Here is a 13102-nt window from a genome sequence, read left to right as displayed (position 1 = left end):
TTTATCTTTATGTCTGAAGTGACCCGAGCGCTTGGCGCCTGAATCCTAGACAACATAGAAAAGCGGAAGGCACCGTCCAGACGCGACAGGCACTGAAAGACATAAAGAAAAAGGCGGTCTTTGCCTTTATCTTTATGTCTGAAGTGACCCGAGCGTTTGGCGCCTGTAGCCTAGACAACACGAAAAGGCGGATCGCAATGAGTCTGCGATCCGCTTTTTCATCCCTAACTACTTCCTACTTTTTTCGTTTCATTCATCCATTTAACTCTCGTCGCCTCGCCGCCCCGTAAATGTCTGACAGACTTATGATAGGCAAGTATTTTTGCGACTTCTTCGGATAGTGCCACATCGACGTTAGGCAAACGTTCCGTCAAGTCTTTGTGGACCGTGCTTTTCGAATAGCCTGTCGCTTTTGCTAACGCCCGTACGGTAAGTCCAGTTTCCAGCAACATTTTTCCGAGGCGCACGCATCGCCTCCGTATTTGCTCGTGCACGCCCTCTTCCTTTCGTATCAGGTCCGATTCTTCCTTTATCTTATGCGATTAATGGGCTTGATATGCGGGCGGTCGTTGGGGAGACTGTAAATTTGTTGGCGCGTGGTTATGATTGGTTCGCTGTGGATATGCTCGGTTGGCACCTGGTAATGATCGGTTCGCAGCGGATATGCTCGGTTGGCATCTGGTTATGATCGGTTCGGCAGTGGATATGCTCGGTTGGCGCGTGGTTATGATCGGTTCGCTGTGGATATGCTCGGTTGGCACCTGATTATGATCGGTTCACTGTGGATATGCTCGGTTGGCATCTGGTTATGATCGGTTCGGCAGTGGATATGCTCGGTTGGCGCGTCGTTATGATCGGTTCGCTGTGGATATGCTCGGTTGCACCTGGTTATTATCGGTTCACTGTGGATATGCTCGGTTGGCACATAGTTATGATCGGTTCACTGTGGATATGCTCGGTTGGCGCGTGGTTATGATCGGTTCACTGTGGATATGCTCGGTTGGCACCTGGTTATATCTGATTTCATCCAAAAAAAAAAGCCACTCCGGATTGATTCGGGAATGGCTGGAAACTTACTGTTTAAAATGCAAGATATGAGCGCGGATTGACGGCTACTCCATCTTTTTGTACCTCGAAATTAAGATGGATACCGGCTACACTATTCCATTCATTTTCTGTAGCGGCACCGAGGGCTTGACCCTGTTCCACCTCTTCACCTTTTTTAACAAGAATACCTGAGACGGATCGATAGATTGTTTTCAACCCATCGGCATGAGAAAGTATGATTTCATCACCTTTAAATGGGTCTAGTACAACATCCTCCACTGTGCCGCTTAATGATGCCACGACTTCGAACGTCTTGCCCTGCACAGAAATCGTAACGCCTGTGTTCGTCACGTATTGCTGATTGAATACGAGCATGGCATTTTCACGCATGGCTTCTTCTCCATCTACATCATAATAATCTTGCACAATGGTCACATCATCAATGAGCGCTTCAGGGAATGGATATTTGACCATCTCCTTTGCAGCGTTCGTCTCGACCGTCAAACCGTCTTTAGGGTCCTTCCCTGCAACGTCTGCTAAACCTGGGGCATCATCTTTCATGAATGCATTATAACCCCAGATCATGCCGACGAAGACTATTGCGATACCGGAATAGACTACAGGCCAAAACCAGCTTTTTGTCTTTGCACTTTTGTTCTTCTGAGAAGGGGCTTTCGGTTTTTCTTCTCGCATTGTCATCACCTCACTCGCTATTATTTGCAAGTGAAGGAGTTTTTAAACATTGGGAATCAAGTAATGTAAACTTTTTTATTTGCGTGCCTGTGTAATAGTGTAAAAGAATTTTTTCAGCTGTCCATCCTTTCTGAGCATATGCTTCTGCTCCATATTGACTCATACCGACGCCGTGACCATATCCTGTCGTTGTTACATGTACTATATTATTTGTCACATCAAATGCGATATCAAAATCCGTTGATGCCAGTCCCAATAATTCACGCACTTCCCTGCCACTCGCTTGGAATTCAGAAGTTACGACCTTTTGGACACGGCCCGTTGGATTGCGTACAAGTTGTAAAGATCTGAAGCTATCGGCATCCCACTTACCGCCGATTGTTTTATTCCATTTAGCAAGCGTCATTTCGGCTGTTCGTTCTATCTTTGCCTCAACGTCCCCCTCCCCGGGACTTTCCACACTTTGTAGATAGGGGATATCATTCCCGCTAAAGTTTTGCGCTGTCTCAGTCTTCCCATTTGATGTGGAAAAAAACATGGCTGATATCATTTTGTCTTGATAAACAATGGTATCCCCTGCAGTTGCTTCCACTGCCGCACGCACTTTCTTTTCATTGCGCTTAAATTCTTTTCCCCATCGCTCTTTCCGTTTTTCTTCTGAAGAATAGACTTGTGCGGAAACGTCAGTAGCAATTTTCTTTTGGCCGTAATCCGTTGTCTGAAGTGCATACGTACGGGCCGCAACCGCTTGAGCCTTCAGCGCCTCTTCATGGAACGTTGCAGGCATTTCAGCTGCGACAACCCCTACTATATATTCCTCAAGCGAGATTGGCTTGTCCGCACCGGCAATAATGATGTCAACGGGGCAAAGTTCCACTTTCTTTTCTCCGGGCTCTGTGATTTTTTCGGGCGTCTGTCTCAATAAAAAAGGGATGAAAAATAGGAGTATGATGAATAATGCTGTTAGTAGTTTGTCCATGATTAATTATATGAATTATATTGGGGTTTATTCCTGCTTTTTTGGGCATACTAGCAAAAGTGCAGGACGCCGTCTAGATGCGGCAGTAATAAGATGGGTAAACGAAAGCAGGCTAAGCACGTATGACTATGTAAAATGAAATGCGAAAAAGGCCGCAGTCAATGCTCTACAGCCTTTTCCAAATACATATTGAATTTGATTAAACGAGTTGTGCTGATTTTTCCGTTTGTTTTTCCGGTGAAACACGGATGATATCCGCTCCTAGAGTGGCAAGTTTACCATGGAAATCCACATATCCTCGGTCCAGATGCGATAATTCAGTAACACGAGTAACACCTTCTGCTACAAGTCCTGCAAGAATAAGGGCTGCAGCTGCACGAAGATCCGTTGCCGCCACTTCAGCGCCTTGAAGTTCAGATGGTCCTGTAATAATAACCGATCTACCTTCAATTTTAATAGAAGCATTCATACGGCGGAATTCTTCAACGTGCATGAAACGGTTTTCAAAAACTGTTTCAGTAATAATACCAGTACCCGTTGATGTTAGCATTAGCGCCATCATTTGGGACTGCATATCTGTCGGGAAACCTGGATGTGGCATTGTTTTTAAGTCTACGGATTTCAATGGCAGTTGTGCAGTAACACGAACTCCTTCATCTAATTCCGTAATTACGACGCCCATTTCGCCCAATTTAGAAATAAGTGCAGCATTATGCTCAGGTACAGCATTCTCAATGATGACATCGCCACCTGTAATTGCAGCTGCTACCATAAATGTACCTGTTTCGATACGATCGGGTATAATATGATGAATTGTGCCGTGTAATTTATTGACACCTTCGATTCGGATATTGTCCGTACCAGCTCCAACAACTTTACCGCCCATTTCATTAATAAAATTGGCGAGATCTACAATTTCAGGCTCTTTCGCCGCATTTTCAATGATTGTCGTTCCTTTAGCCAATGCCGCTGCAGTCATGATATTTTCAGTTGCGCCGACACTTGGGAAATCGAGATAAATCTTAGCACCTTTCAAACCGTTTTCCGCTTTCGCTTCAACATGTCCGTGGCCAAATGTAATTTCTGCTCCCATCGCTTCGAACCCTTTTAAATGTTGGTCAATTGGACGAGATCCGATTGCACAACCACCAGGCAGTGCAACGCGTGCAAAGCCATTACGCGCAAGAAGTGGACCCATGACTAGAATAGATGCACGCATTTTCCGTACATATTCAAACTGTGCTTCACTTGAAAGCGTCCCCGAAGAATCGATAATAACTTCATTCAATTCCGGTGTATGCTCCACTGTCGCATTTAAACTTTTTAGTACTTGATTTATTGTCCCAACGTCTGAAAGATTTGGAACGTCTCGTATTACGTTTACACCTTCTGATGCAAGAAGTGCAGCCGCAAGTATCGGTAATACTGCATTTTTAGCGCCTTCGACTCGGACGCTTCCTTTAAGTACACGTCCACCGTTGATAATTATTTTATCCAAAACAAGTCCCTCCGACTCCTAAGTTGTAGCCAAACATTTTGTAGTTATATATTATTTTTTTCAAATAAATCATCATCAAAACATATACTATTCTACAGTGCCCTTGCTCATTAAACAAGTAACGTCTGGTCTATTTTTCCGTCTAAGCGCCAAGTAGTTTATACTATGTGCACTTTTGCCGTTTTGTGTCATAATATCTGCCCACTTGTCACTTAAGTTCCCCGTAATTAGTCATAGCAAACCTTACATTAACACAAAGTGATGAATTTCATGTCATCGCCCCGAATACGAACTTCTATATCAAGCTTTAGTGGTATTCCTAACGGAGACATACTAAGGCTTTTTTTCGTACACGCGGCGACTACATGTATCTTATCAACTCATCATACAAAAATCACATATGTTGAATCAAAGTTAAAAGTTTACCCAAACATAAATGGCAGCCTTCCTGACCAATAGGATAGCTCTAAAAAGAAATTTGATACAGCCCAGCCTATTAAAATACTGAGTAAAATAAACAATAATTGTGCTTGGAAGACACGATTCTTTTTAATAATTTTTTCAGGCATGATAGCCTGTAGTGCGTAAAATGAAATAGCTATAAAAAAAGTATGCGATACGATGGCCAACAGTGGTTGAAATGCAATTATGTCGCCCATTTGACGCCCTCCCATGTTCCTTGAGTTAGAAAAAACGATTTGGTTTGACTACATTGAAAAGGCGAACAGAAGAATTTTTTCCCCTGTCCGCCATGATCAACAAATCATTTTTTTCTTGTTTCGTAGACATTGATACGATTGAGGGCACGTTCTAAATCCAGTGCCGCCAATTCGTGTTCTCTGCCTTCTTTTTTTGCCTGAAGTGTCTCTTCTGCTAGTTTCGCCGCTTTTTTAGCACGGTCGATGTCAATAGAAGAAGCCAGTTCTGCACTTTGTGCTAAAACAGTGACAACATCCGGACGGACTTCGATGAAACCGCCATGAACGGCAATTTGTTCCATCGAATCATCCTTCTGTAGGCGAAGCCCACCGATTTGAAGCGGTGCAACCATCGCGATGTGGCCGGGAAGGATCCCGATTTCACCTGTTTCGGTAACTGCGATGATCATGTTCGCTTCAGTTTCAACAACAGGGCCGTCGGGAGTGACGATATTGATTTTAATTGTCTTCATTTTTTTCCCTCCTGGTCCCTTCTAATAAAGTACGCCTCGGCTTATTAGCGTCCAGGTTTTTATCGAGTAAGCCCAATAATAATCTGTGACAACCACCGGAGGCTTTAAATTAATTCAGAAGGGGTTTAAATCCTGCTGAATTGAATTAAACTTCAACACCCATACCTTTAGCTTTTGCAATAACGTCTTCAATCGTTCCGACAAGTCGGAATGCGTCTTCTGGAAGGTGATCGTACTTACCTGCAAGAATTTCGCTGAAGCCTTTAATTGTTTCGGCAACTTGTACGTATGAACCTTTTTGTCCTGTGAACTGCTCAGCTACGTGGAAGTTTTGTGACAGGAAGTTTTGAACACGACGTGCGCGTCCAACTAACTGCTTATCTTCTTCTCCAAGTTCATCCATACCTAGGATTGCGATGATATCTTGAAGTTCACGGTAACGCTGAAGCGTTTGTTGCACTTGACGAGCAACATTGTAATGCTCTTCGCCGACGATTTCCGGGCTTAATGCACGTGAAGTCGAAGCAAGTGGGTCAACCGCAGGGTAAATACCCATTTCAGAAAGTTTACGCTCAAGGTTTGTCGTTGCGTCAAGGTGAGCAAACGTCGTAGCAGGAGCCGGGTCAGTATAGTCATCCGCTGGTACATAGATTGCTTGGATAGACGTAACAGAACCAAGGTTAGTCGATGTAATACGTTCTTGAAGCATACCCATTTCCGTTGCTAGTGTTGGTTGGTAACCAACTGCTGATGGCATACGGCCAAGTAGTGCTGAAACTTCAGAACCCGCTTGTGTAAAGCGGAAAATATTATCGATGAACAGAAGCACGTTCGCGCCTTGTACGTCACGGAAATGTTCTGCCATTGTAAGACCAGTTAATGCAACACGCATACGTGCGCCAGGTGGCTCATTCATTTGACCAAAGACCATTGCCGTTTTCTTGATAACGCCAGAGTCTGTCATTTCGTAGAACAAGTCGTTCCCTTCACGAGTACGTTCTCCAACGCCTGCGAATACGGAAATACCACCGTGTTCTTGTGCGATGTTATTGATCAATTCTTGAATTAGAACTGTTTTACCTACACCCGCACCACCGAATAGGCCGATCTTACCGCCTTTAATGTATGGAGCAAGCATATCAACAACTTTAATACCCGTTTCAAGAATTTCAACTTCAGTCGAAAGTTCTTCAAATACTGGAGCTAAACGGTGGATCGGATCGCGGCGTTCTGAAGCCGGGATTTCCTCACCAAGGTCAATAATCTCTCCAAGTACGTTAAATACGCGTCCTAGTGTAACGTCACCAACTGGGACAGTAATCGAAGAACCCATATCATCAACTACAGTACCACGTTGTAGACCGTCTGTTGAAGACATTGCAATTGTACGTACAGAATCATCCCCGAGGTGAAGCGCGACTTCAAGTGTCAACGTTTCAGGCTCAGCGTTTGGACGTCTAATTTGGACCTTCAATGCGTTATAGATAGATGGAAGTTGTCCGTCTTCGAACTTAACGTCAACAACCGGACCCATTACTTGAAGAACATGTCCTTTATTCATACTTTTTCCCTCCTGTCTTACTCTTTGCCGTACAGTGCTCGCTCTTATTCAAGAGCTGCGACGCCGCCAACGATCTCCGTAATTTGTTGCGTGATCGAAGCTTGTCGTGCACGGTTGAATGAAAGTGTTAAAGAATCTATCAAATCAGCTGCATTATCAGTAGCAGTTTTCATCGCTGTCATACTGGAAGCATGTTCACTCGCTTTTCCGTCAATTACAGCTCCATAAATAAGACTTTCCGCGTATTGCGGAAGAAGCACTTCAAGAATTGCTTCACCTGAAGGCTCAAACTCGTATGAAGTAGTAGCGGCAGTCGATGTGATGTCAGTGAGCGGAAGTAATTTCTTTTCCGTCACTTCACTTGAGATGGCGGAGACGTAGTGATTGTAATACAAGTACACTTCGTCATACTCGCCTTCTGTGAACATGCCAACAGCACGCTTCGCGATATCTTTTATTTCATCGAAAGAAGGATGGTCAGATAGACCGATCTTACTTTCAGTTATTTCGAAACCTTGTCTTGTGAAATAGTCATGGCCTTTTTGTCCGATTGAAATGATGCTCACTTCTTCTTTCGAAGCGTGACGCGTTTCAATCGCACGTTTTGCGATACGTAGGATGTTAGCATTGTAACCCCCTACAAGTCCACGGTCAGATGTAATCACGATATAACCTGTCTTTTTGACGGGTCTAGATATCATCATCGGATGACTCAAGTCACTTGTTCCAGCTGCGATCGAACCTACAACTTCTTGAATTTTTTCCATGTATGGGGTGAACGCTTTCGCATTCAGCTCGGCACGGCTTAATTTAGAAGCGGAGACCATTTGCATTGCTTTCGTAATCTGACTTGTCTTTTTCGTCGATTTAATACGGTTTTCTATGTCGCGTAAAGATGCCATTGGCAATTCTCACCACCTTTTGTTTTTTAATCATTTTGACGCTCTCCGTCAAGAATGTGTCGTTTTGACGCTTTCCGCCAAATACGATTCCGCAATTGACGTTCTTCGTCAAAGATGATTCCATTTAGAATTATTCAGAGCGTGCGAAAATCTTCTTGAATGCGTTGAGTGCTGTAGCCATCAATTCATCAGCTGGAAGGTCTTTCGTCGTACGAATATGATCTAAAACGTCAGTGTGGTTAGTTTCAAGCCAGCTTAAAAGTTCAGCTTCGAAACGAAGAATATCTTTGACAGCGATATCGTCAAGGAATCCACGTGTCAATGCGTAAAGAACCATAACTTGTTGCTCGACTTTAAACGGTTTATTCAAGTCTTGCTTCAAGATTTCAACTGTACGCGCTCCGCGGTCCAGTTTCGCTTGAGTTGCAGAATCAAGGTTTGATCCAAATTGTGAGAACGCTTCAAGCTCACGGTATGCCGCAAGGTCTAGACGTAGTGTACCCGCAACTTTTTTCATTGCTTTGATTTGCGCTGATCCACCAACGCGGGAAACAGAAAGACCGGCGTTAATCGCTGGACGTACACCCGAGAAGAATAGGTCAGATTGAAGGAAAATTTGTCCATCAGTGATAGAAATTACGTTCGTTGGAATATAAGCAGAGATATCTCCAGCTTGTGTTTCAACGAATGGTAATGCCGTGATAGAACCTGCACCAAGTGTGTCATTCAACTTCGCTGCACGTTCAAGTAAACGGGAGTGAAGATAGAAAACATCACCAGGATAAGCTTCACGGCCCGGAGGACGACGAAGTAGCAAAGAAAGTTCACGGTATGCCGCTGCTTGTTTAGATAGATCATCATAAACAATTAGAACGTGCTTACCATCGAACATGAATTCTTCAGCCATTGTTATTCCTGTGTAAGGAGCAAGGTATAGTAATGGTGATGGTTGTGAAGCAGAAGCCGTAACAACGATTGTGTAATCAAGTGCGCCGTTTTTACGGAGTGTTTCAACAACACCACGAACTGTTGATTCTTTTTGTCCGATTGCTACATAAATACAAATCATATCTTGGTCAGCTTGGTTCAAAATTGTATCGATTGCAACTGTCGTTTTACCTGTTTGACGGTCACCGATGATCAATTCGCGCTGTCCACGGCCGATTGGTACAAGTGCATCAATCGCTTTAATACCCGTTTGTAGTGGTTCATGAACGGATTTACGCGCCATAACCCCTTGTGCAGGGCTTTCGATTGGACGTGTTTTTGTCGTATTGATCGGACCTAATCCATCAACTGGTTGCCCAAGTGGATTTACTACTCGCCCGATTAATTCTTTTCCGACAGGAACTTCCATAATACGGCCTGTTCGACGTACTTCATCGCCTTCTTTGATGTCTGTGTAAGGCCCTAGGATAACGATACCAACGTTGTTCGCTTCCAAGTTTTGAGCCAGACCCATGACGCCAGTTGAGAACTCTAAAAGTTCCCCAGCCATGACGTTGTCGAGGCCATGAGCACGTGCAATACCGTCACCAATTGCGATAACTGTACCGACTTCGCTCACTTTCATCTCAGATTGATAATTTTCAATCTGCTGTTTTATGAGAACACTGATTTCCTCAGCTTTGATGCTCATGCATGTCACCCCTCAAATTTCAGATTTATGAACCGATAAGATCCCGTTCCAGTCGCTCAAGCTTCGCGCTTATGCTGCTGTCGTAGATAATGTTACCAATTTGAAGACGGATGCCTCCAATTAAGCTCGGATCGATGATGTTTTCAATTCGCAATGCCGTTTTACCAATCTTTTTGGCGAATGCAGTAGAGATAGCTTGGCTTTCATCAACTGTAAGCAGACGTGTAGAATACACTTTCGCGTCAGCGATGCCTGCTGCGTCATTCGCATAAGCGATAAACTCGTTAACGAGGTTTACAACCTCGTCTATGCGTTTTTTGTCGAGCATTAAGAATAATGTATTCAAAACGAGTTGATTCGCGCCTTTGAATAGATCTGCCATAAGCTCTTTCTTTTTTGCTACTTTTAATCTCGGTGATTGAAGTAATTGACCGAGCTCTTTATTTGTTTGGAAAACTTTTTTCAATTCAATAAGATCTTCTTGAATTGCGCCAGTTTGTCCGTTTTTTTGTGCTAATTCAAACAATGCTTGTGCATAGCGTTTTGCTACAACCGATTGGCTCATCGGCCTTCGCCTGCCTTCGCAATCGTCTCTTCGATCAATGCGCGATTATCTTCCTCGGAAATTTCTTTACCGAGTACTTTAGATGCTGCAAGAATAGAAAGAGATACGAATTCTCCGCGAACTGCCGCGACCGCTTTGTCTTTTTCAGATGCAATTTCAAGAGTTGCTTCTTCTTTCATACGACCCACTTCAGAACGAGCTGCTGTAATAATTTCTGCACGTTGAGTTTCGCCTTGCTTACGGGCATTTTCAACAATCGCCTGTGCGTTATTACGCGCTTCATTCAATAGGTTACGCTGTTCTTCAAGAATCTTTTGTGATTCTGCACGGCTCTTTTCAGCCGATTCGATTTCATTTGCGATCAACTCAGCACGTTGATCCATGATACCCATAAGTGGGCCCCAAGCAAACTTCTTCAGAAGAAGCATGAGAATCGTGAAAAACGAAAGTGTGACGATAATGTCACCTAAGTTTAGTTTGAGTACGCCGTTCAGACTTGCTAAGAATCCTTGATCGGCTGAATCTGCTGCCAATAGGACGAAGGTATCCAAAAACACGATTGTTTCACTCCCTTCAAGAGCTTATAATTCATCAGATATAGTTAGTTGTACTTTATTTCATAAGTTGTGTTACGCATTTTTCTCCATAAAGGAATGGCGAAGGACTTTGTAGTACGCTCTTCGCCATTTTGTTACTGTTGGTAATTATTATTTGTTCATAACGATGAACGCTACTACTACTGCGATAATAGGAATCGCCTCAACTAGTGCAACACCGATGAACATTGTTGTTTGAAGAACGCCACGTGCTTCTGGTTGACGCGCGATTCCTTCAACTGTTTTTGAAACGATAAGACCGTTACCGATACCTGCACCAAGTGCACCAAGACCGATTGCGATTGCTGCTGCTAAAAGACCCATAGTATAATTTCCTCCTAATATTTTCGAGTTTTTTTGTTTGTTCACCCGTTAAACGGGCAGTATATGTTTAATGGTCTGTTTTGACTTTATGCGCCATATAGACCATCGATAACATAACAAAGATGAATGCTTGGATAGCTCCGATAAAGAGCGAGAATCCTTGCCAAGCGAGTGCTGGAACGAGGGCGCCGACAAAGCCGTATACGCTTCCTGCTCCGAGTGTTGCAAGAAGACCTAATAGGACCTCACCTGCATAGATATTACCGTAAAGACGCAGACCAAGTGTCAGCGTGTTTGCAAACTCCTCAATAACTTTCAATGGGGCCATAAATGGCATTGGCTTTAAATAGCTATTCCCATATTCTTTGAGGCCTAACAATTTGATACCATAGTAATGCGATAATACAACGACCATTGCAGCAAGCGTCAACGTAACTGTTGGATCTGCTGTTGGTGATTTCCACCAAAGTTCATGATCATATTGAATCGAGAACGGTAGTCCAATTACGTTGGCTACGAAAACAAACATTAATAGCGTTATTCCAAGTACATGGAATCGACCGCCTGTTTTCCAGTCCATATTGTTCTTGATAATACCTTTTACGAAATCCATGATCCATTCCATAAAGTTCTGCATACCCGTAGGTTTCAGTTGCATTTTGCGTGTTGCAATGAATGCGATAAGGAATACAATCAGGCACGTAATGAAAAGCATAAGGATGTTTGACAAGTTGAATGTCAATCCGAGCCATTCTCTCGTCGGATTTTCATGAGTCACGTTTCGTTCACCTCCCTTTCACAATCGTGTTAAGCTCTTTTCTGCGAAAAGAAAAGTTCGATGTTAGCTATTTTCTACGAAAAAGAAAAAATCGACGCAAGCTCTTTTCTACGAAAAAGCTTTAATGGTTTTTTGCGCGGAATATAATCCCATCAGCCAATAGCAGGATGTAAGGAATCATTAGCCCGATAACCGAACTAACCAGGTTAAAATGTTCCGGCAGCGAAATCGCGACTGCCGCCGCAGCCACACCAGATGCGAAACGCATCGTCATTCCAAGTGATGCTCTTTTCTTACCCTCCGTAAAAATCTTGTCGAATCTTTCCATTCTACGGACAAGGATCCAAAAATTATACAATCCGAACAGTGATCCGAGAATTAAACCCGCGAAAATCTGTTTCAAATCGGTTAATGCCCATCCTAAAACGAACAATGCGAGCAAAAAAAATAAAGCCTTCTTTTGCTTTTTATGAATTTCTTGCAATGTTTGCATAGTAAGTCATTCTCCTGATTCGTATTTCCAAATTGTATGGAGCCTTGCAACTTCGATTGAGATAAGGCTTAGTAGCAAGCAAATCACAAGAAAAAGCGGGGTGGTCCCGTTTCGCTGTCCAGCCAGTTATTTGTCCAGTCTAAGCAGGCCGCTTACACTATTCTTGGCAAGACTCTGAAAAGGATGGAACCTGTAAGTTGTGCGAGTATTGTCGAATGGAAGGCAATTCGGCAGATGCTACGTTTACTCAAATGCATGATGTCATTTAAGCCTCTGCACATCCGTCGAAAAGCGATAGGATGTTAACACAGCCTTAACATTCACATTATGTTGCCGTTTCATATATGAAAACCCTATCATTCTTACCCTTTGTAAGCATACAATAGGCATATTTTGATGTCAATTGATTACAGTGAAATTTTTCACAAAGTCTTCACATTGTCAAACATTCGACAAAATTGGATGATTGGTTAACGAATATTACTGTTTAGGTTTGTCCATTAGAGGTTTCCCTTTTTTTCGGTTTGGAGTGACGTGTTAGTTTTTTTTGGGGGGGCGGCCATGACTAACTGGGCATGAGCCATTACTAACTTGCGATTTGCCATGATTTCGAGGCGGCCCCATGACTAACTGGGCATGAGCCATTACTAACTTGCGATTTGCCATGACTTCGCGGCGGCCCCATGACTAACTTGGATAGAGCCATGACTAACTTCCGATTTGCCATGACTTCACGGCAGCCCCATGACTAACTTGGCAGGAGCCATTACTAACTTGCGATTTGCCATGACTTCACGGCGGCCCCATGACTAACTTGGATAGAGCCATTACTAACTTGCGATTTGCCATGACTTCG

The 13102-nt window shown here is 43.4% G+C and carries 14 protein-coding genes; all 14 read right to left on the bottom strand.

Annotated elements, in window-relative coordinates:
- Nucleotides 1-224: 224 nt before the first annotated feature.
- Entirely contained in the window at nucleotides 225-494 is a 270-nt protein-coding gene (locus tag I2484_RS19845; protein ID WP_067213089.1) for a sporulation transcriptional regulator SpoIIID, read from the bottom strand.
- A 586-nt stretch (nucleotides 495-1080) separates the two neighbouring features.
- On the bottom strand, nucleotides 1081-1740 hold the full coding sequence (locus tag I2484_RS19840; RefSeq protein ID WP_207152798.1) for a M23 family metallopeptidase: 660 nt from the start codon (nucleotides 1738-1740) through the stop codon (nucleotides 1081-1083).
- A 10-nt stretch (nucleotides 1741-1750) separates the two neighbouring features.
- Entirely contained in the window at nucleotides 1751-2719 is a 969-nt protein-coding gene (gene spoIID / locus I2484_RS19835; RefSeq protein ID WP_207152797.1) for a stage II sporulation protein D, read from the bottom strand.
- Between the two features lie 199 nt (nucleotides 2720-2918).
- Complete coding sequence (gene murA, locus I2484_RS19830; RefSeq protein ID WP_207152796.1) at nucleotides 2919-4217, bottom strand: UDP-N-acetylglucosamine 1-carboxyvinyltransferase; 1299 nt, start codon at nucleotides 4215-4217, stop codon at nucleotides 2919-2921.
- Between the two features lie 422 nt (nucleotides 4218-4639).
- The gene (locus I2484_RS19825) at nucleotides 4640-4876 is read right to left on the bottom strand and encodes a DUF1146 family protein (RefSeq protein ID WP_207152795.1); all 237 of its coding nucleotides are present in this window, start codon (nucleotides 4874-4876) and stop codon (nucleotides 4640-4642) included.
- 104 nt (nucleotides 4877-4980) lie between these two features.
- Complete coding sequence (locus I2484_RS19820) at nucleotides 4981-5388, bottom strand: F0F1 ATP synthase subunit epsilon (RefSeq protein ID WP_207152794.1); 408 nt, start codon at nucleotides 5386-5388, stop codon at nucleotides 4981-4983.
- A gap of 145 nt (nucleotides 5389-5533) precedes the next feature.
- Nucleotides 5534-6949, bottom strand: coding sequence for a F0F1 ATP synthase subunit beta (gene atpD, locus I2484_RS19815; protein ID WP_207152793.1), 1416 nt, complete (start codon nucleotides 6947-6949; stop codon nucleotides 5534-5536).
- Between the two features lie 44 nt (nucleotides 6950-6993).
- On the bottom strand, nucleotides 6994-7851 hold the full coding sequence (gene atpG, locus I2484_RS19810) for an ATP synthase F1 subunit gamma (protein WP_207152799.1): 858 nt from the start codon (nucleotides 7849-7851) through the stop codon (nucleotides 6994-6996).
- A 130-nt stretch (nucleotides 7852-7981) separates the two neighbouring features.
- Nucleotides 7982-9490: a F0F1 ATP synthase subunit alpha gene (gene atpA / locus I2484_RS19805; protein ID WP_186667900.1), complete on the bottom strand. Its 1509-nt coding sequence runs from the start codon at nucleotides 9488-9490 to the stop codon at nucleotides 7982-7984.
- Between the two features lie 25 nt (nucleotides 9491-9515).
- Complete coding sequence (locus I2484_RS19800; RefSeq protein ID WP_207152792.1) at nucleotides 9516-10055, bottom strand: F0F1 ATP synthase subunit delta; 540 nt, start codon at nucleotides 10053-10055, stop codon at nucleotides 9516-9518.
- Complete coding sequence (atpF, locus tag I2484_RS19795; RefSeq protein ID WP_207152791.1) at nucleotides 10052-10612, bottom strand: F0F1 ATP synthase subunit B; 561 nt, start codon at nucleotides 10610-10612, stop codon at nucleotides 10052-10054. Before atpF ends, I2484_RS19800 begins: the two co-directional genes overlap by 4 nt.
- Before the next feature lie 150 nt (nucleotides 10613-10762).
- Nucleotides 10763-10975, bottom strand: coding sequence for a F0F1 ATP synthase subunit C (gene atpE, locus I2484_RS19790; RefSeq protein WP_186667906.1), 213 nt, complete (start codon nucleotides 10973-10975; stop codon nucleotides 10763-10765).
- A gap of 67 nt (nucleotides 10976-11042) precedes the next feature.
- A complete protein-coding gene (gene atpB, locus I2484_RS19785; protein WP_207152790.1) occupies nucleotides 11043-11753 on the bottom strand; it encodes a F0F1 ATP synthase subunit A in 711 nt (236 codons plus the stop codon).
- A gap of 121 nt (nucleotides 11754-11874) precedes the next feature.
- A complete protein-coding gene (locus tag I2484_RS19780) occupies nucleotides 11875-12246 on the bottom strand; it encodes an ATP synthase subunit I (RefSeq protein ID WP_207152789.1) in 372 nt (123 codons plus the stop codon).
- Nucleotides 12247-13102 lie beyond the last annotated feature (856 nt).

It is taken from the genome of Sporosarcina sp. E16_8 (genome assembly GCF_017347095.1).
GTDB lineage: Bacteria > Bacillota > Bacilli > Bacillales_A > Planococcaceae > Sporosarcina.
The sequence above is the reverse complement of the archived record's forward strand: the minus strand, read 5'-3'. Positions and strand labels throughout refer to the sequence as shown.

What these genes read in the sequence shown, in the direction of transcription:
- I2484_RS19840 (WP_207152798.1), bottom strand. Translation starts at nt 1,740, where the DNA reads ATGCGAGAAGAAAAACCGAAAGCCCCTTCTCAGAAGAACAAAAGTGCA.
- atpG (WP_207152799.1), bottom strand. Translation starts at nt 7,851, where the DNA reads ATGGCATCTTTACGCGACATAGAAAACCGTATTAAATCGACGAAAAAG.
- I2484_RS19820 (WP_207152794.1), bottom strand. Translation starts at nt 5,388, where the DNA reads ATGAAGACAATTAAAATCAATATCGTCACTCCCGACGGCCCTGTTGTT.
- I2484_RS19825 (WP_207152795.1), bottom strand. Translation starts at nt 4,876, where the DNA reads ATGGGCGACATAATTGCATTTCAACCACTGTTGGCCATCGTATCGCAT.
- I2484_RS19800 (WP_207152792.1), bottom strand. Translation starts at nt 10,055, where the DNA reads ATGAGCCAATCGGTTGTAGCAAAACGCTATGCACAAGCATTGTTTGAA.
- atpE (WP_186667906.1), bottom strand. Translation starts at nt 10,975, where the DNA reads ATGGGTCTTTTAGCAGCAGCAATCGCAATCGGTCTTGGTGCACTTGGT.
- I2484_RS19780 (WP_207152789.1), bottom strand. Translation starts at nt 12,246, where the DNA reads ATGCAAACATTGCAAGAAATTCATAAAAAGCAAAAGAAGGCTTTATTT.
- atpD (WP_207152793.1), bottom strand. Translation starts at nt 6,949, where the DNA reads ATGAATAAAGGACATGTTCTTCAAGTAATGGGTCCGGTTGTTGACGTT.
- spoIID (WP_207152797.1), bottom strand. Translation starts at nt 2,719, where the DNA reads ATGGACAAACTACTAACAGCATTATTCATCATACTCCTATTTTTCATC.
- atpA (WP_186667900.1), bottom strand. Translation starts at nt 9,490, where the DNA reads ATGAGCATCAAAGCTGAGGAAATCAGTGTTCTCATAAAACAGCAGATT.